The organism is Erwinia sp. PsM31 (genome assembly GCF_030433775.1).
Lineage (GTDB): Bacteria > Pseudomonadota > Gammaproteobacteria > Enterobacterales > Enterobacteriaceae > Erwinia > Erwinia aeris.
The window spans coordinates 1-17,911 of record NZ_JARUWZ010000016.1; the positions used below are offsets into that span (position 1 = coordinate 1).

The window sequence follows — 17,911 nt, forward strand, 5'->3', positions numbered from 1 at the left end:
ACCTCTTGCTTGAGAGTTTACTCACTTAGTCGCGTGTCCACTATTGCTGGGTAAGCTCAGTGAGCTTCGCCAGCCATGCTTTGTGTACCTGCTTACGAAGTAAAACGACGACGGCCTCATCGCGCATCAGTATGACGTGCGGAGCAACATGGACTCGATCATAATGCCGTACGGACGGGTGCGAGCTGAGCTGCATGCGTTATGGCACCGGGCATATGCTACAGATGAACCTGAAGCACAACGGCAAACTTCAGGAAATCGCTGGTGTGAATCCTGAGACCGGCCGAAGCCAGAGCGTGCTGCATCAGGAAACGCACTACGACCTGACGGGACGCATTGTGATGTGGCTTAATGGCTTCAGCGGGCGCAACATCGTAGTTGTGTGAGCGCCATTACTGCTCAGATCGTCCCAATAAGGTGATGCGTCAGCTAGTGACGGACAGCAGCAGTGAGCAGCGAAAGTGACAGGACCAGCAGCCAGGTGACGCACGGGGTGCGGTCTTTTAAGGAAGGGCACTTCATGTGGGATGCGGCGGGTAACCAGACCGATGAACCGGGCGATATCATCTGGCACAATCTGTTGAAAAGCTGAAGGGCGCGTACTGGCGCTATGACGGCCTTGGCCTGATAAAGTGCGCAAGGCTGTTGAAGACATCTCCTAACATATGACTGATACACTGTGAAGTAGTGTGGCGCGGACGTTTCTCCACCTGGGGCGAAACGGAGCGCGAAAGCGTGACCGGCTTCCAGGCGGTACAGCGGAACCTCAGATTCCAGGGACAGTACCTGGATCGTGAAAGCGGGCTGTACTACAGTCTTTTCCGATATTATGACCCGGTCAGCGGACGATTTACCCAGCCCGACCCAATAGGTTTGGCTGGCGGGATTAATACTCATGCCTATGTGACGGATCCTATAACATTTGTAGATCCGTTTAGGTGGAAGGGTTGTAGTGTTCGTGAAGGTGACGGTATAACTCATGACATTCAGCTTGTACTAATGCATAAGCATTATAAACAGACATTTGTTCATATTAAAGATGTCATTATAAGTGTGCAGAAAAATATATTTACGATACAACGCACAATGGCGGCTGCCAACAATTATGGGCTTGCGAATTAGCTCATCTGAGCCAACAGCGCCTGCCGCCTGACCCGAGCAATCTCCCGCTTCTACTGTTCAGGCGCAGCCACCATCTATCGGCGCCTGCTTATTTAATTTGCGAGCCGTCTCGCAAGAAAGAGTATCAACTATTTTTATTTAATGCAGCGGCAGTAATATAGCCCTCAGGAATAGCAAGCATTGAGGGAACAATATGAAAGTAATCACAGCCGTTCATCCGGGGATTATCCTGCGGGAATATCTGGGCGAGATAACGGTTTCTGAAGCCGCCGCCGCGCTGGATATCACCTGCGAGACGCTTTCCAGCCTGCTAAGCGGGCGGTCAGGTATTAACGCCGATATGGCGCTGCGGCTGGAGGTCGCGTTGGGAACCAGCCCCGTTATGTGGTTAGCGATGCAGGCTGGATATGATTTGCTGATAGCGTCTCAGCAGCGCCGGCCCTATATTAAGCCCCTGATAAAACCCGTGCAGTGTCATTAGGATTGCCGAATTTTAATAATTGAATAAAGCCGGGGGATTTAAGGGGTAATTAAAGGTATAATTAAAGGGTAATTAAAGGGTAATTAAAGGTGTAATTAAAGGGTAATTAAAGGGTAATTAAAGGGTAATTAAAGGGTAATTAAAGGGTGGTTAAGGGGTAATTACAGGGCTGATTGCTAAGTGACTGCTCCGTTATAGCTGGTTTATCTTTATTATTTATTGTATTTTTTATTATTTTTAGCAGGTTAATATTTAAGTGTATTTGCGCCGTATACCTTATAGCGTTCCTGATAAGATCAATTAGTAAAAATATTTTTCAGGTTGCTAACTGCTAAATTATAGCCACGAAAAGATGCTTGCATATTAAAATAACGCGCTGACTGGTCATTGGCTGCAAAGCGACCCGTAGCGCTGTAATAATCTGCGCGCTACGGGCCTGGCCTGTTACTTCGCCAGCTTGTCTTCGGTACGCAATTCAAAATCAGAGGCATCGTGGCGCTCGTGCAGCTGTTCGGCTGGCTCGCCCCAGGTGCGGTTGACGATGCGGCCACGCTGAACGGCAGGGCGCTGTGCAATTTCATCGGCCCAGCGTTGCAGGTTCTTATACGATCCTACATCCAGGAACTCGGCTGCGTTGTACAGATCGCCCCGAACCAGCGCGCCATACCATGGCCAGATGGCGATATCAGCGATGGTGTAATTTTCACCCGCAATATAGCGGTTCTCCGCCAGCTGGCGATCCAGCAGATCGAGCTGACGTTTGGCTTCCATGGTAAAGCGGTCGATGGCGTATTCGATTTTTACCGGCGCGTAGTTATAAAAATGACCAAAGCCACCGCCCAGGTAAGGTGCAGAGCCCTGTAGCCAGAACAGCCAGTTCAGCGTTTCGGTACGGCCTGCCGGATCTTTTGGTAAAAAGTGGCCATATTTCTCTGCCAGATAAAGCAGGATGGCGCCGGATTCAAACACGCGGGTCGGTGGCGTGGTAGAGACATCCAGCAGCGCCGGGATTTTAGAGTTCGGGTTCACTTCTACAAAGCCGGAAGAGAACTGATCGCTGTCGCCAATGCGGATCAGATGCGCATCGTATTCGGCATCGTTAACGTTCAGCGCCAGCAGCTCTTCCAGCAGGATAGTAACCTTCTGGCCGTTAGGCGTACCCATAGAATAGAGCTGCAAAGGGTGTTTGCCGATTGGCAGAATAGCTTCGTGGCGCGAACCGGCGGTCGGGCGGTTAATGCTGCCCCAGGTGCCGCCTGCGTTTTTGTTCTCCGACCAGACTTTAGCCGGCTGATAATCGTTGCTGCTCATAAAATTTTCCCTTTTCACGGTTGGATGGCGTAGCGGGACTGACTTCTCGCTGTTAATGGTCTAAAAATAGCGTCGATTGCCGCACTGCACCAAAAGCGGTTGTTACAGCTGATGTCAGGTATAGCACCGCTACCGCGCAGACGTTTATCTGGAAAGAGCGATCGCTACGGTAATTCAGATACTTCCGTAAGGAGAGAGAATGAAGCACGACAAAGCCGCATTAAAACAGGCGGGGCTGACGCTGTCCGAGGATGGTCGCGTGTGCTGTTACTGGCAACCGTCAATGCCGGACTATCACGATAATGAATGGGGCAGGCCGGTTGTGGACGATCGTCGTCTTTTTGAAAAAGTCTGCCTTGAAGGCTTTCACTCGGGGATGTCGTGGCAGCTCATCTATAACAAACGGGAAAATTTTCGTCGGGCCTTTGCCGACTTCGATTTTCATCAGGTGGCGACGTTCACGGAAGACGACGTCGCCAGGCTGATGGCGGATAAAAGCATTGTGCGCAATCGGGCGAAAATTCTTTCCACTATTAACAACGCGCAGCGGGCTATTGAGCTGCTTAACGAGGCGGGATCGTTGGCGGAGTGGTTCTGGCAGTTTGCGCCCGGGCCTGATGCCCGACCGGAAATTATCGATCTGGCGTACTGGCAGCAAACCAAAACGTCGCCGGAAGCGACAAAGATGTCAAAAGCGTTAAAAAAGCGCGGCTGGACATGGGTCGGGCCGGTAACCGCCTATTCGCTAATGCAGGCGCTGGGCCTGGTGAACGACCATCTGACAGGTTGTGAATGCCGTAGGGCGGTAGAGGCGGCAAGGGAAAAGGCCTGCTTGCCTTGTGCTAACCAGCACGAGTTAACATCGTACTCTGAAAAAGAATAAAAGGTACGGACCGATCAGGAGAGTGAGAAAATTGTCTGGTAAGCCGCCATCGCCGCTAGACGTAAAAAGAGACTTCGTCCTTTAGCGCCGCTGGCTTCCGCTGACGGGCGCACTTTTACGCCGCGCTTTGCGGCCTTTCTTCCATTTACGCCAGGCATTCGCCGTTGTGGATTGTGTATAGCGTCCGAATCGGCGAAAATGCCGGCCATTGATGATTAATCGCCTGTGTCTTCCTGCGCAAACCGCGCAGCGGCGGCACAGCACCAAACAGAGTTTTTTCATGTCAAATGCACCTTTTATGCAAGAGGTGGCTCGTCGCCGCACTTTTGCCATTATCTCGCACCCGGATGCCGGTAAAACCACCATCACCGAAAAGGTGCTGCTGTTCGGACAGGCGATCCAGACCGCCGGTACGGTAAAGGGACGCGGCTCCAGCCAGCACGCGAAATCCGACTGGATGGAGATGGAAAAGCAGCGTGGTATTTCGATCACCACCTCCGTGATGCAGTTTCCCTATCGCGACAGCCTGGTCAACCTGCTGGATACGCCGGGACACGAAGACTTCTCGGAAGATACCTACCGCACGCTGACGGCGGTCGACTGCTGCCTGATGGTTATCGATGCCGCTAAAGGCGTTGAGGATCGTACCCGCAAGCTGATGGAAGTCACCCGCCTGCGCGATACGCCGATCCTGACCTTTATGAACAAGCTGGACCGTGATATCCGCGATCCGATGGAAGTGCTGGACGAGGTGGAAAGCGAGCTGAAGATTGCCTGCGCGCCGATCACCTGGCCAATCGGCTGCGGCAAGCTGTTCAAGGGCGTTTATCACCTCTATAAAAACGAAACCTATCTTTATCAGTCCGGTAAAGGCCACACCATTCAGGAAGTCCGTGTGGTGAAAGGGCTGGATAACCCGGAGCTGGACGCCGCCATTGGCGAAGAGCTGGCGGCACAGCTGCGCGAAGAGCTGGAGCTGGTCCAGGGCGCGTCGCACGAGTTTGAGAAAGAAGCGTTCCTGAACGGCCAGCTGACGCCGGTGTTCTTTGGTACCGCGCTGGGCAACTTCGGCGTGGATCATATGCTGGATGGCCTGGTGGAGTGGGCGCCGTCGCCTATGCCGCGCGCCACCGATACCCGTACCGTTACCGCCGCAGACGAGAAATTCACCGGCTTCGTGTTTAAGATCCAGGCGAATATGGATCCGAAACACCGTGACCGCGTGGCCTTCCTGCGCGTGGTTTCCGGCAAGTATGAAAAGGGCATGAAGCTGCGTCAGGTTCGTCTGGGCAAAGACGTGGTGATTGCCGACGCGCTCACCTTTATGGCGGGCGATCGCTCGCATGTTGAAGAGGCGTATCCGGGCGATATCATCGGCCTGCATAACCACGGCACCATTCAGATCGGCGATACCTTTACCCAGGGCGAGAACATGAAGTTCACCGGTATTCCGAACTTCGCGCCGGAACTGTTCCGTCGTATTCGCCTGCGCGACCCGCTCAAGCAAAAGCAGCTGCTGAAAGGGCTGGTGCAGCTGTCGGAAGAGGGCGCGGTACAGGTGTTCCGTCCCGTGCACAATAACGATCTGATTGTAGGCGCGGTCGGCGTGCTGCAGTTTGACGTGGTGGTGGCGCGACTGAAAAGCGAATACAACGTCGAAGCGATCTATGAGTCGGTCAACGTCTCTACCGCCCGCTGGGTGGAATGCAGCGATGCGAAGAAGTTCGACGAGTTCCAGCGTAAAAACGAGGTAAACCTGGCGCTGGACGGCGGCGATAACCTGACTTATATCGCGCCGACCATGGTCAACCTGAATATTACCCAGGAACGCTATCCTGACGTGGTGTTCCGCAAAACGCGCGAACACTAACAGGCAGCCTACATACGGTTACCCTGACAGGCGGCGCTTCGGCGCCGCTTTTTTTTGCCCGCTGTTGTTCAGATCCCACCTTACAGACTCATCTTAAAAAAATCCGCTTTTGCCCATTTATCCGCCATATCAACCACAAAGGGCAGCAGAATTCAGATCAGCGTCTATATTTATTTCAACAGGACGCAAAATATGTGGCGCGGTTGCTACAAAGCCTGACTACTGCAGTCACGCCGTTTGTGACTGAAAGCTCACAGTTGTGGGTGCATCAACCTAAGAAGGAAGAGATCGATGAACAAGACTAAGATTGCTAAAACTCTGATGGCTGCTCTGGTAGGTTCTGCACTGGTTAGTGGCGCTGCGATGGCAGAAGACACCACTACGCCAAAAGTACAGTCCACGACCGACAGCGCGGGTTCTAAAATCGATAGCTCTATGAAAAAAGTCGGTGGATACATGGATGACAGCGGCGTGACCGCCAAGGTGAAAGCTGCCCTGGTTGATAACGACGCTATTAAAAGTACGGATATCTCAGTCAAAACTCATGAAGGCGTCGTGACGCTGAGTGGTTTTGTCGCTTCTCAGGATCAGGCTGAACTGGCCGTTTCCGAAGCGAAAAAAATTGAGGGCGTAAAATCCGTCAGCGATAAACTACACGTTAAAGACAGCGCAAAAAGCAGCGTCAGCGGCTATGCCGGTGATGCAGCAACAACCAGCGAAATTAAAGCTAAACTGTTAGCGGATGACATCGTACCGTCCCGCAACGTGAAAGTTGAAACCACCAACGGTGTGGTTCAGCTTTCCGGTTCGGTAAAAACCCAGGCACAGTCAGATCGTGCTGAAGGCATTGCCAAAGCGATTGAAGGCGTCAAGAGCGTGAAAAACGATCTGGCGGTGAAATCGTAATACCGGCGCGGGCTGGCTATTACGGCCAGCCCGTGACGGCGCCGTCGTCAGGCAGAAATCAATAACAGATGATGTTCGATTTTAATATAGGGTAAGGAGAAGCTTATGTTTCGTTGGGGTATTATCTTTCTGGTTATCGCACTGATCGCCGCTGCATTAGGTTTCGGTGGTCTGGCAGGTACGGCAGCATGGGCAGCGAAAATTGTCTTCGTTGTCGGTATCATTATCTTCCTGATCAGCCTGTTTACCGGCCGCAAGAAGTTATAGCTTTAACGCTCTCCACGGCAGCGTCAGCGCTGCCGTGGGAAGAAACGTCTCGCCCGTCTGCACTTCCTCTCTTTTCCCCGTTTACTTCTCGCTGCATTTTTTTCCCACGTTCATGTCACGCTGCATTTTTTTCCACGTTCATGTCACGCTGCATTTCGTCACTTTTTACCTGCGTTCATTTCACGCTGCATTTCATTACCTTTTTGCCCCGCGTTCATTTCTCGCTACACTTCGTCACGCTTTTCACTCCCCGCATTAACACTCATAGCAATAAGCGCCAAACCGCCGCCACTACGTGAGCGTATCCTCACCGCATTAGCTATCAGAGGGAGGGAGAAAGGTGGGCAGACGCATTCCGATTACGCTCGGCAATATTACGCCGCTGGCGCTGGCACCTTTTCATCCGGGCAAGCTCGCTCTGGTCTGTGAAGGCGGCGGACAGCGCGGGATTTTTACCGCAGGCGTACTGGACGAGTTTCAGCGGGTTGGTTTTAATCCTTTTGACCTGATGATTGGTACTTCCGCAGGCGCGCAGAACCTCTCTGCATTTATCTGCGGTCAGCCTGGCTATGCCCGGCGGGTGATCACGCGCTATACCACCAGCAAACTTTTCTTCGATCCGCTGCGCTTTGTGCGCGGCGGCCATCTGATCGATCTGGACTGGCTGGTGGATATTACCGCCAAAGAGTTTCCGCTGGCGATGACGGCGGGCGAAGAGGCGTTTTCCCGGGGGCGCGAGTTTTACATGTGCGCCTGCCGCAGCGACGACTATTCGCCCGGCTACTTTGCCCCCACCGCAGCGAACTGGCTGAACATCATCAAAGCCTCCAGCGCCATTCCCGGCATGTACCGACCCGGCGTCGATCTGGAAGGCATCAGCTACCTGGACGGCGGCATCAGCGATGCGGTGCCGGTACGCGAAGCGGCGCGGCGCGGTGCCGACACCATAGTCGTCATCCGAACCGTGCCGTCGCAGATGACCTATACGCCGCAGTGGCTGAAGCGCGTCGAGCGCTGGCTGGACAAAGGCGCGCTACAGCCGCTGGTTAATATCATGCACCTGCATGAAGAGAGCTACCGCCAGACCCAGCAGTTCATTAACGAGCCGCCTGGCGATCTGAATATCATTGAAATTTTCCCACCGCGCGCGCTGGCAAGCATGGCGCTGGGCAGCCGCATCGCCTCGCTCAATCAGGACTATCATCTGGGCCGTCGCTGCGGCCGTTATTTTTTGGCTACAATAGGGCAGTGGTTGCAGGGTGAAGCACAGGCTACTGCGCCAGTGGTGCCGGACGTGCCGCCCGCCAATGAACCGGCGATCGTACCACCGGCGAGCAATGATGATGATTTTCCTGAAGGATCGCTGGCATGACTTTTGTCGATACGCACTGTCACTTTGATTTTCCGCCCTTCTGCGGCAACGAGGCGGAAAGCCTGCGGCTGGCGGCGGAAGCCGGGGTGGAAAAGATCATTGCGGTGGGCGTTTCGGCGGATCGTTTTGCCGGGGTGCTGGCGTTGGCGGAAAAGTATGCGCCTTTATACGCGGCGCTGGGTACGCATCCGATGGCGATTGCCGGCCATCAGGAAGCGCATCTGCAACAGCTGGAAGACTATCTACGGCAGGGGTCGTCGAAGCTGATAGCGATCGGCGAGATCGGGCTGGATCTTTATATTGAAAACCCGCAGTTCGACAAGCAGCAGGCGGTGCTGGAGGCGCAGCTGCGGTTGGCAAGGCGCTATGATTTACCGGTGATCCTGCATTCAAGGCGCACGCACGACAAGCTGGCGATGCAGCTGCGCAAGCTCGACTTGCCCGCGCGCGGCGTGGTGCACGGCTTTGCCGGTAGCGAGCAGCAGGCGTTAGCCTTTATCCGCGAAGGCTTTGCCATTGGCGTCGGCGGCACTATCACCTACGAGCGGGCCAGCAAAACCCGCAATGCTATTGCACGTTTGCCGCTGACCTCGCTGCTGTTAGAAACCGATTCGCCCGATATGCCGGTGCAGGGTTTTCAGGGCCAGCCAAACCGTCCCGAAAGAATCAAGCACGTCTGGCAGAGCCTGTGCGAGATCCGCGATGAATCGCCGCAGGAGATTGCCGACACGCTTCGCGAAAATACCCGCCGACTGTTTCGGATCTGACGCTGGTATGTACAGTAGGTCATTAACCGTCCATCCTGGCTAATGTACGGTTTCGAAACCTTTCCCGGCAGACCGGGCTGCTATCGCTGTGATACGTCAGGCCACCCTTTCACGGCACAATAATTGTGATTGCCATCATATTAATTCAGTTATTGCCGATCGTGTATTCCATATCCCACCTGATATCGCGCAAAATTAATCCCCAATCCTTTGTTTGATAATGTCTTTAGTCTTTATTTTTGACGAAAATTTCGCTGCTTGACGGTTTCCTGAATCAGGTGTAAAACTTTCTTTGCCTTGTTAAGACGTGAAAGGAAACTAATTATATTTCAGGTTGAAGTTAAAAGGATTTTATTATGGCTATTCGAGAAATTAGTGCTGAACTTTGAGGGCTATTTCAGGGGGTAATGAACATAGCAATTATGAGGCTGGTGGTGCAGGTAAAAAAAATTCACGGCAATCAACTATACAGCGGGGAGCTGGCGTAGATATTTACAAAGATGTTAATGTTGACTGCCTGGTAGACACAGGAATGGGTATAATTGGGGGAGTTAAAGAAGGCCCGGCGGGTATGACAGGCGGCATGTTGCTAACAGCTATAAATCATGTGTGAGGGAACCTAACCGAAACTCAAACGGAGGGGGGAGCATTTCCCCGGGGCAATGTACCTGGTAAAGAAAGAATCCTTAATAAAAATTGGGCATATAATTGTTATTATCGTGGGGTTTCAATTTGCATCAGCCATATTAAGTGGGATGGGCATTGTGTCCGCCTGGTGCCCGCTACCGCAAAGCTTTTCTCGCTGGGCAGTGATAATAATAACTTCTTTGGGCAGCATTCGGCTTTTAGATGATATCTTTGTTTTTCTTCTTAACAGATTAAATAAATCCGGTAGGGACAGTAATTATTGAAATGCCTGAATGAATCAGCCCATATCGCTCAAGGTCGCTTTGATTAGCGGCCTTATTTATTGAAAGGGCCATAAATAGCAGCACCATTAATGCTAACATTGATGCGGGCGGCGCGCAGTGTCATAACCTGTGACGTAGTTATTTCATAATTCGTGGATCCCATGCTGCTGGCAGAGAGGTTTATCAGGCAGGGCATCCATAATTATCGTCTGAAGAAATATGCCTGATGTTATTCTCCGCCAGTGAATAACGTCGTTTCTCAATGTTACTATCATAACATTTTGTGATGTCCGATCGGCGGGCCTGTACCCTGTATTCCGGCAGTCTGGTGTGATTTCTGTCCGGTTTGCGCTACAATTACGGCAACAGCAGCGGCCTCAATGTGAAAGCTATCACAGACGAAGCCCGGAACGAATGTTACTATCCTAACATTGTCCCTGTGCTGCGCCCACGCCAACCGCCTTTTCGGAGAAAACCATGACTGATTTAACCACCGCCGCCGTTCGCGCGCTGAAGCTGATGGATTTGACCACCCTGAACGACGACGATACGGACGCCAAAGTGGTTGCGCTGTGTCATCAGGCCAAAACGCCTGTTGGCGAGACGGCGGCCATCTGCATCTATCCCCGTTTTATTCCGATTGCGCGTAAAACGCTGCGCGAGCAGGGCACGCCGGATATTCGTATCGCTACCGTGACTAACTTCCCGCACGGCAACGACGACATCGAAATCGCACTGGCGGAAACGCATGCCGCTATCGCCTACGGCGCTGATGAAGTGGACGTAGTTTTCCCTTACCGCGCGCTGATTGCCGGTAACGAAGAAGTCGGCTACGACATGGTTTACGCCTGCAAAGAAGCCTGCGCCGACGCGGGCGTGCTGCTGAAGGTCATTATCGAAACCGGCGAGCTGAAAACAGAAGAGCTGATCCGTAAAGCGTCTGAAATCGCTATCGATGCCGGTGCAGACTTTATTAAAACCTCTACCGGCAAAGTCGCGGTTAACGCCACGCCGGAAGTGGCGGAAATCATGCTGCGGGTTATCGCCGAAAAAGGCGTAAAGCACCAGGTTGGCTTTAAGCCGGCGGGCGGCGTGAAAACTGCTGAAGACGCGGCTATCTACCTGAAGCTGGCGGACGATATCCTGGGCGAAGAGTGGGCCGACGCGCGGCATTTCCGCTTCGGCGCCTCCAGCCTGCTGGCCAGCCTGCTGAACGCGGCCGGTCACGCTGGCGCAAAAAGCGATTCCGCTTACTAATCCACCTTCATAAACGGGTCAGCCCGCCTGCCGAAATAAGCGGGCGCCCGTCAACCCAGCCCGGACGCGACGGCCGGGCCATCAAACCTCACCAGGGGGTAACGTGTTTCTGCCACAGGAAATTATTCGTAAAAAAAGAGATGGTCAGGCGCTGAGCGAGGAAGAAATTCGCTTCTTTATTAACGGTGTACGCGATAATGCGGTATCGGAAGGACAAATTGCCGCGCTGGCGATGACCATCTGGTTCCATGATATGACGCTGCCGGAGCGCGTGGCGCTGACGATGGCAATGCGCGATTCCGGCTCGGTGCTGAACTGGCAGAGCCTGGGGCTGAACGGGCCGGTAGTGGATAAGCACTCAACCGGCGGCGTGGGCGATGTCACCTCGCTGATGCTTGGCCCGATGGTGGCGGCCTGCGGCGGCTATGTGCCGATGATCTCCGGGCGCGGCCTTGGTCACACCGGCGGCACGCTGGATAAGCTGGAGGCGATCCCCGGCTTCGATATCTTCCCGGAAGATCACACCTTCCGTAATATTATCAAAGAGGTTGGCGTGGCAATTATCGGCCAGACCAACTCGCTGGCGCCGGCCGACAAGCGCTTCTACGCCACGCGCGATATCACGGCGACCGTTGATTCCATTCCGCTGATCACCGCCTCGATCCTGGCGAAAAAGCTCGCCGAAGGGCTGGATGCGCTGGTGATGGACGTTAAAGTCGGTTCAGGCGCTTTTATGCCGACTTTTGAGCAGTCTGAAAGCCTGGCACAGGCGATTGTCGGCGTGGCCAACGGTGCAGGCTGCAAAACTACCGCGCTGCTGACCGATATGAATCAGGTACTGGCCTCCAGCGCGGGCAACGCGCTGGAAGTGCGCGAGGCGGTGCGCTTCCTGACCGGCGAATACCGCAATCCGCGCCTGCTGGAAGTGACGATGGCGCTCAGCGCCGAAATGCTGCTGTCAGGCGGGCTGGCGGCCGATCGCGATGAAGCCATGCGTAAGCTTCAGGCGGTGCTGGATAACGGCCGCGCGGCGGAAGTGTTTGCGCGCATGGTGGCCGCGCAAAAAGGCCCAACCGACTTTATCGACAGGCTGGACAGCTACCTGCCCGCGCCGATGCTCAGCAAAGCGGTGTATGCCGACCGGCCCGGCATCGTCAGCGCAATGGATACCCGCGCGCTGGGGCTGGCCGTAGTGGCGATGGGCGGCGGTCGTCGTCGCGCCAGCGACAGTATCGACTACAGCGTAGGGCTGAGCGAGATGGCGCAGCTGGGCGACAGCGTGGACGGCCAGCGGCCGCTGGCGGTGATCCACGCCGCCAGCGAAGCGAGCTGGCAGGAGGCCGCCGCCGCAGTGAAACAGGCGATAACCCTGGCAGAAAAATCACCGCAGCCGACGCCAGTTATTTATCGCAGAGTGACGCAATAAACGGCATACTGTTCCGATCGATAAAATTTAGCTCATCGCGTTAACAACGCAGGAGACCACGATGAAACGTGCATTTATTATGGTGCTCGACTCTTTCGGCATTGGGTCAAGCAAAGACGCTCATAAGTTTGGCGATGAAGGTTCCGATACGCTGGGGCATATTGCCGAAGCCTGCTTTAAAGGCGAAGCGAATATCGGCCGCAAAGGGCCGCTGCATCTGCCCAATCTTACCGCGCTGGGCTTAGGCAAAGCGGCGGAGGCCTCTACCGGTAAGTTCCCATTGGGGCTGGATAAAGACGCTGAAATTATCGGCGCCTACGCCTATGCCAGCGAGCTGTCGTCGGGCAAAGATACGCCTTCCGGCCACTGGGAAATCGCCGGCGTGCCGGTGCTGTTTGACTGGGGCTACTTCACGGAAAAAGAGAACAGCTTCCCGCAGGCGCTGCTGGACGAGCTGGTAGAAAAAGCGGGCCTGCCTGGCTATCTGGGCAACTGCCACTCTTCCGGCACGGTGATCCTTGACCAGCTGGGCGAAGAGCATATGAAAACCGGCAAGCCGATTTTCTATACCTCTGCCGACTCGGTGTTCCAGATCGCCTGTCATGAAGAAACCTTTGGCTTACAGCGCCTGTACGATCTCTGTGAAATCGCCCGCGAAGCGCTGACCGAAGGCGGCTATAACATTGGCCGCGTGATCGCACGTCCGTTTGTGGGCGACAAAGCGGGGCACTTCGAACGTACCGGCAACCGTCACGATCTGGCCGTTGAACCGCCTTCGCCCACCATCCTGAAAAAGCTGGTGGAGGAAAAAGGCGGCGAAGTGGTCTCCGTGGGCAAAATCGCCGATATCTATGCGCACGTCGGCATCACCAAAAAAGTGAAGGCGACCGGGCTGGACGCGCTGTTTGACGCGACCGTGCAGGAGATGAAAACGGCGCCGGACAACAGCATCGTCTTTACCAACTTTGTGGATTTCGACTCCACCTGGGGCCACCGTCGCGACGTGGCTGGCTACGCGGGCGGCCTGGAGCTGTTTGACCGTCGTCTGCCGGAGCTGATGGCGCTGGTACAAGAGGGCGATATTCTGATCCTCACCGCCGACCACGGCTGCGATCCAACCTGGCAGGGCACGGAACATACCCGCGAGCACATTCCAATTTTGATTTACGGCCCGAACGTTAAGCCAGGCTCGCTGGGATACCGTGACACTTTTGCGGATATCGGTCAGACTGTCGCAACGTATTTTGGCCTGTCCGCAATGGAATATGGCAAAAGCATGCTGTAATCAGCGCAACGTAACACGCCGGTGCAAGCCGGCAAAAAGTAAATAAGGATAAAAGATGGCTACCCCTCATATTAACGCAGAAATGGGTGATTTCGCTGACGTGGTGCTGATGCCGGGCGATCCGCTGCGCGCAAAGCACATTGCGGAAACCTTTTTGCAGGATGCCGTGGAAGTCAATAACGTGCGTGGGATGCTGGGCTATACCGGCACTTACAAGGGCCGCAAAATCTCCGTGATGGGCCACGGCATGGGCATTCCTTCCTGCTCAATCTACGCCAAAGAGCTGATCACCGAATTCGGCGTGAAGAAGATTATTCGCGTAGGCTCCTGCGGCGCGGTTCGTGAAGACGTGAAGCTGCGCGATATCGTGATCGGTATGGGTGCCAGCACCGATTCCAAAGTGAACCGCATGCGCTTTAAGGATCACGATTTCGCGGCCATCGCCGATTTCGATATGGTGCGCGACGCGGTAGACGCGGCGAAAAACCTGGGCGTGGAAGCACGCGTCGGCAACATCTTCTCCGCCGATCTGTTCTATACGCCGGATCCGCAGATGTTCGACGTGATGGAAAAGTACGGCATCCTGGGCGTGGAAATGGAAGCAGCGGGCATCTATGGCGTGGCGGCGGAGTTCGGCGCGAAAGCGCTGGCTATCTGTACCGTTTCCGACCATATCCGCACCCATGAGCAGACCTCGGCGGCCGAGCGTCAGACCACGTTTAACGACATGGTTGAGATCGCGCTGGAATCCGTTCTGCTGGGCGATAAAGCCTGATTTAAGCGGCCGCTGCCCTCAGCGGCCGTTGGCTAAAACCGGTCGGAGAATCGACCGGTTTTCCCGTAAAAGTATCTATTCATCTTTCCCGCTCGTTTTTTGCTATTGTCCTTTATCCTCAGACAATTAAGTGATAAGTATCTATTCATGAATCTATTCATGGTGGGTCATTATGTCTGCAATAACGTCACTTTTGCTGCACGGCCCGCTTGATGCCGCCACGCTGATCCAGCGCTCAGGCGTCAGCCAGGCCACGCTGTCACGCACGCTTTCCGCTCAGCCGCAGGTGCTGAAGTTTGGCCGTGCGCGCGCCACGCGCTATGCGTTGCTGCGACCGGTGCGGGAAGAGTGCGTTTTTCCGCTCTGGCAGATTGATGAGCAGGGCCGTGCGCAGGAAGCCGGGCGGCTTTACAGTATCTGGCCCGCAGGAAGCTGCCTGATAGAAGATATGCAGGGAGACTGGCAGCAGTTCGACGGCCTGCCCTGGTATCTGAGCGATATGCGGCCACAGGGTTTTCTGGGACGCGCGTGGAGCAAAGAGTGTGCGTTACAGCTCGGATTGCCGGAAGACAGCCGACAGTGGAATGAAGACCATTGCCTGCTTGCGTTAACGAGACGCGGCAGCGATATTTCCGGCAACTGGCTGATCGGCACCCAAAGCTATCAGCAATGGTTACAGCAGCCCGTGCCGCAGCCCATCAGCCCGCAGGAAAAACGCTATCGCTATCCGCAGCTGGCGGAGAAAGTGCTGACCGGCGAAGATATCGGCTCCTCTGCGGGCGGCGAACAGCCGAAATTCGCCTGCTGCGTTGAACGGGCCGACGGTAGCGGCGTGCATCTGCTGGTAAAATTCACGCCGCCGCAGCGTAACCAGAACAGCCAGCGCTGGTGCGATCTGCTCAGAGCAGAGGCGCTGGCATTGCAGCTGCTGGCTGAAAATGGCCTGGCGGCGGCGCAGGGCAGCATCTTCAGGGCACCGGACGGCCAAACCTTTCTGGAAGTCGTGCGTTTTAATCGTATTGCCGATCGGGGCAGAAAAAGTCTTGTTTCGCTGGAGGCGGTACAGGCTGAATATCTCGGCAGCCAAACCCGCTGGCCGCAGGCGTTAGCCATGCTGGCAGAGCAACGGTTGATATCCCTGGAGGATGCAACGCGCGGTACGCTACAGTGGGCGTTTGGCCGACTGATCGCCAACGGTGATATGCACAGCGGCAACCTGTCGTTTTTCCGGCAGGCCGCCGGGCTTAGCCTGACGCCCGCTTACGACATGCTTCCCATGAGTTTTGCGCCGAACAGCAGCGGGCACATGCGTGATAAGCCGCCGCAGATTGCCCTCGATCCCGCCGTGCCGCGCGAGGTGTGGTTTCGGGCATTAGCTATGGCGCAGCGCTACTGGCAGATGATTGCCGCAGGCGCTGAATGGAGTAATGAGTTTTGCCGGATTGCGGCGGCTATGCAGCAGACGCTGAACGCGCTGCCGCCGCAGATTGAGCGAATGGCGTAAGAGGTGAAGGCCGCCCGGAAAAAAGCGGCCGCTAACTTTTTTCCGCAGGCGCGTCGTCGCCGTTATCTTCTTTTACCGGACGGTTAGCGGTAAGCAGAAAGGGCGACTGCTGCCAGCGCGTGCGGCGATCCCGCAGCAGCGTACGGGTAAGGATAATGCCGATAGCCAGCGCCAGCAGCATCATCAGGCGCAGGATATTGGTGGTGTTATCGACCTGACGCGAATCCGTCACCAGCACGTGGGTATCCAGCGTGACGCGTAGAAAACCGCGCGGCCCGTCAGCGCTGGCCAGCGGCTCCACCAGCTGATGGTTGAAGTAGCTGCCGGCCCGTTGTCCGTCCAGCGCCAGCCGGTCGCGCACGTTAATGGTTTCGCCGCTGCGCGCCAGCAGCGTGCCGCTGTCGTCATAGACCGATGCGTCCAGAATGCGGCTCTCTTTGGTCAGCTGTGCGAGAACATCGATAATCTTCTGATGGTTGTCATCGCTGTTTTCCATCAGCGGCGACAGGCTAAAGGCGACCTGGCGAGTCAGCGTGCGCGCCAGCTCCTCCACCTGCTCCGAGCGGGCCATCTGATGGCCCATGCTGAACCATGATGCGCCCTGCATCAGCACGACCAGCAGCGCCAGGCAGATCAGGACGATTACCGTGCGGTGCAGCCGAAATGTTAGTTTGGCTTTTGCCATTTTTGCCCTTCACCTATTGTCCGGAAACGGAACCGCATTTATGTTGCCAGAAGCGGGCGAGACAGGGTAGCCTCTTGCGTGATTAAACTGTCCCCTACAGGAGCTGTAATGCCAAATAGTCTGACCTGGTGCGACCTGCCTTCGGATGTCTCTCTCTGGCCGGGTTTACCTCTTTCCCTCAGCGGCGATGAAGTGATGCCGCTGGATTATCGCGCTGGCCGCACCGGCTGGCTTCTGTATGGGCGCGGCCTGAATAAAGATCGCCTGACGGCGCTACAGCACAGGCTGGGGGCGGCGATGGTTATCGTCAGCGCCTGGGCGGTGGAGGACTATCAGGTTATCCGGCTGGCGGGCTCGCTGACGCCGCGCGCGGCCAAACTGGCGCACGAAGCCGGGCTGGACGTGGCGCCGCTGGGCCGTATTCCGCACCTGAAAACGCCGGGTCTGCTGGTAATGGATATGGATTCCACCGCTATCCAGATTGAATGTATCGACGAGATCGCCAAACTGGCGGGCAGCGGCGAGCTGGTGGCGGAAGTGACCGAACGCGCGATGCGCGGCGAACTCGATTTTACCGCCAGCCTGCGCCAGCGCGTGGCTACACTTAAAGGCGCCGACGCCAATATTCTGGCACAGGTCAGGGCGGAAATGCCGCTGATGCCGGGTCTCAGTTCGCTGGTGCACAAGCTCCAGGCGCTGGGCTGGCAGGTGGCGATCGCTTCCGGCGGCTTTACCTATTTTGCGGAATACCTGCGCGATAAGCTGCGCCTTTCCGCGATTGTGGCGAACCAGCTGGAAATCCGCGACGGCAAGCTGACCGGCGAAGTGCTGGGCGATATCGTCGATGCGAAATACAAAGCCGAGACGCTGCGAAAGCTGGCGAAGCGCTTTGAGATCGCGCCGGAACAAACCGTGGCAATTGGCGACGGCGCCAACGATCTGCTGATGATCCAGGCGTCCGCGCTGGGCATCGCCTATCACGCCAAGCCGAAAGTTAACGAAAAAACAGAAGTTACCATCCGTCATGCTGACCTGTTAGGCGTGCTCTGCATCCTGACCGGCAGCCTGATCCATGAAGAACGCTAAGGG

General features: G+C 55.4%; 17 protein-coding genes and 1 pseudogene. 16 read left to right on the forward strand and 2 right to left on the reverse strand.

All coding sequences use genetic code 11. The annotated features are described in order from the left end of the window. Nucleotides 1-194: 194 nt before the first annotated feature. The 4 genes and pseudogenes from QCD69_RS13535 (at nt 195) to QCD69_RS13550 (ending at nt 1,603) form a co-directional block, all read left to right on the forward strand. On the forward strand, nt 195-386 hold the full coding sequence (locus QCD69_RS13535; protein WP_301252406.1) for a hypothetical protein: 192 nt from the start codon (nt 195-197) through the stop codon (nt 384-386). 62 nt (nt 387-448) lie between these two features. Next, nucleotides 449-592: a hypothetical protein gene (locus tag QCD69_RS13540; protein WP_301252408.1), complete on the forward strand. Its 144-nt coding sequence runs from the start codon at nt 449-451 to the stop codon at nt 590-592. Nucleotides 593-681: 89 nt separating this feature from the next. Further along, nucleotides 682-948: pseudogene (locus tag QCD69_RS22975) on the forward strand (RHS repeat-associated core domain-containing protein); the annotation flags it as partial. Between the two features lie 367 nt (nt 949-1,315). Next, entirely contained in the window at nt 1,316-1,603 is a 288-nt protein-coding gene (locus QCD69_RS13550; RefSeq protein ID WP_253455458.1) for a HigA family addiction module antitoxin, read from the forward strand. Nucleotides 1,604-2,047: 444 nt separating this feature from the next. Here the strand turns inward: QCD69_RS13550 and yghU are convergent, their stop codons facing one another. After that, entirely contained in the window at nt 2,048-2,914 is an 867-nt protein-coding gene (gene yghU, locus QCD69_RS13555; RefSeq protein WP_253455456.1) for a glutathione-dependent disulfide-bond oxidoreductase, read from the reverse strand. 199 nt (nt 2,915-3,113) lie between these two features. Here yghU and QCD69_RS13560 point away from each other — a divergent pair, with 199 nt between their 5' ends. The 11 genes from QCD69_RS13560 to yjjJ all read left to right on the forward strand — a co-directional run bounded on the left by QCD69_RS13560 (nt 3,114) and on the right by yjjJ (nt 16,137). Next, nucleotides 3,114-3,797 carry a DNA-3-methyladenine glycosylase I gene (locus QCD69_RS13560; RefSeq protein ID WP_301252410.1) on the forward strand — a complete coding sequence of 228 codons (684 nt, stop codon included), beginning with the start codon at nt 3,114-3,116 and terminating at the stop codon, nt 3,795-3,797. A gap of 280 nt (nt 3,798-4,077) precedes the next feature. Then, nucleotides 4,078-5,667 (forward strand): peptide chain release factor 3, encoded by a 1,590-nt coding sequence (gene prfC / locus QCD69_RS13565; protein ID WP_253455451.1) that lies wholly within the window; start codon nt 4,078-4,080, stop codon nt 5,665-5,667. 291 nt (nt 5,668-5,958) lie between these two features. Next, complete coding sequence (gene osmY / locus QCD69_RS13570) at nt 5,959-6,573, forward strand: molecular chaperone OsmY (protein WP_125290474.1); 615 nt, start codon at nt 5,959-5,961, stop codon at nt 6,571-6,573. A 105-nt stretch (nt 6,574-6,678) separates the two neighbouring features. Beyond that, complete coding sequence (locus QCD69_RS13575; protein ID WP_071995405.1) at nt 6,679-6,840, forward strand: DUF1328 domain-containing protein; 162 nt, start codon at nt 6,679-6,681, stop codon at nt 6,838-6,840. 340 nt (nt 6,841-7,180) lie between these two features. Further along, nucleotides 7,181-8,212 carry a patatin-like phospholipase family protein gene (locus tag QCD69_RS13580; protein WP_253455449.1) on the forward strand — a complete coding sequence of 344 codons (1,032 nt, stop codon included), beginning with the start codon at nt 7,181-7,183 and terminating at the stop codon, nt 8,210-8,212. Continuing rightward, nucleotides 8,209-8,979: a TatD family hydrolase gene (locus QCD69_RS13585; protein ID WP_253455447.1), complete on the forward strand. Its 771-nt coding sequence runs from the start codon at nt 8,209-8,211 to the stop codon at nt 8,977-8,979. The genes QCD69_RS13580 and QCD69_RS13585 overlap by 4 nt, the downstream gene beginning before the upstream one ends. Nucleotides 8,980-10,367: 1,388 nt before the next feature. Next, nucleotides 10,368-11,147 carry a deoxyribose-phosphate aldolase gene (deoC, locus tag QCD69_RS13590; protein WP_301252412.1) on the forward strand — a complete coding sequence of 260 codons (780 nt, stop codon included), beginning with the start codon at nt 10,368-10,370 and terminating at the stop codon, nt 11,145-11,147. Between the two features lie 103 nt (nt 11,148-11,250). Beyond that, nucleotides 11,251-12,573: a thymidine phosphorylase gene (deoA, locus tag QCD69_RS13595; protein ID WP_253455443.1), complete on the forward strand. Its 1,323-nt coding sequence runs from the start codon at nt 11,251-11,253 to the stop codon at nt 12,571-12,573. A gap of 61 nt (nt 12,574-12,634) precedes the next feature. Continuing rightward, complete coding sequence (deoB, locus tag QCD69_RS13600; RefSeq protein WP_301252413.1) at nt 12,635-13,858, forward strand: phosphopentomutase; 1,224 nt, start codon at nt 12,635-12,637, stop codon at nt 13,856-13,858. 55 nt (nt 13,859-13,913) lie between these two features. Further along, nucleotides 13,914-14,633 carry a purine-nucleoside phosphorylase gene (gene deoD, locus QCD69_RS13605; protein WP_125290481.1) on the forward strand — a complete coding sequence of 240 codons (720 nt, stop codon included), beginning with the start codon at nt 13,914-13,916 and terminating at the stop codon, nt 14,631-14,633. Between the two features lie 172 nt (nt 14,634-14,805). After that, on the forward strand, nt 14,806-16,137 hold the full coding sequence (yjjJ, locus tag QCD69_RS13610) for a type II toxin-antitoxin system HipA family toxin YjjJ (RefSeq protein ID WP_301252415.1): 1,332 nt from the start codon (nt 14,806-14,808) through the stop codon (nt 16,135-16,137). Nucleotides 16,138-16,168: 31 nt separating this feature from the next. On the opposite strand, the gene QCD69_RS13615 is transcribed toward yjjJ, so the two are convergent. Further along, complete coding sequence (locus QCD69_RS13615; protein ID WP_301252416.1) at nt 16,169-16,822, reverse strand: YtjB family periplasmic protein; 654 nt, start codon at nt 16,820-16,822, stop codon at nt 16,169-16,171. A gap of 108 nt (nt 16,823-16,930) precedes the next feature. On the opposite strand from QCD69_RS13615, the gene serB reads away from it, so the two are divergent. Next, nucleotides 16,931-17,908: a phosphoserine phosphatase gene (gene serB / locus QCD69_RS13620; protein ID WP_125290483.1), complete on the forward strand. Its 978-nt coding sequence runs from the start codon at nt 16,931-16,933 to the stop codon at nt 17,906-17,908. Nucleotides 17,909-17,911: the final 3 nt, after the last annotated feature.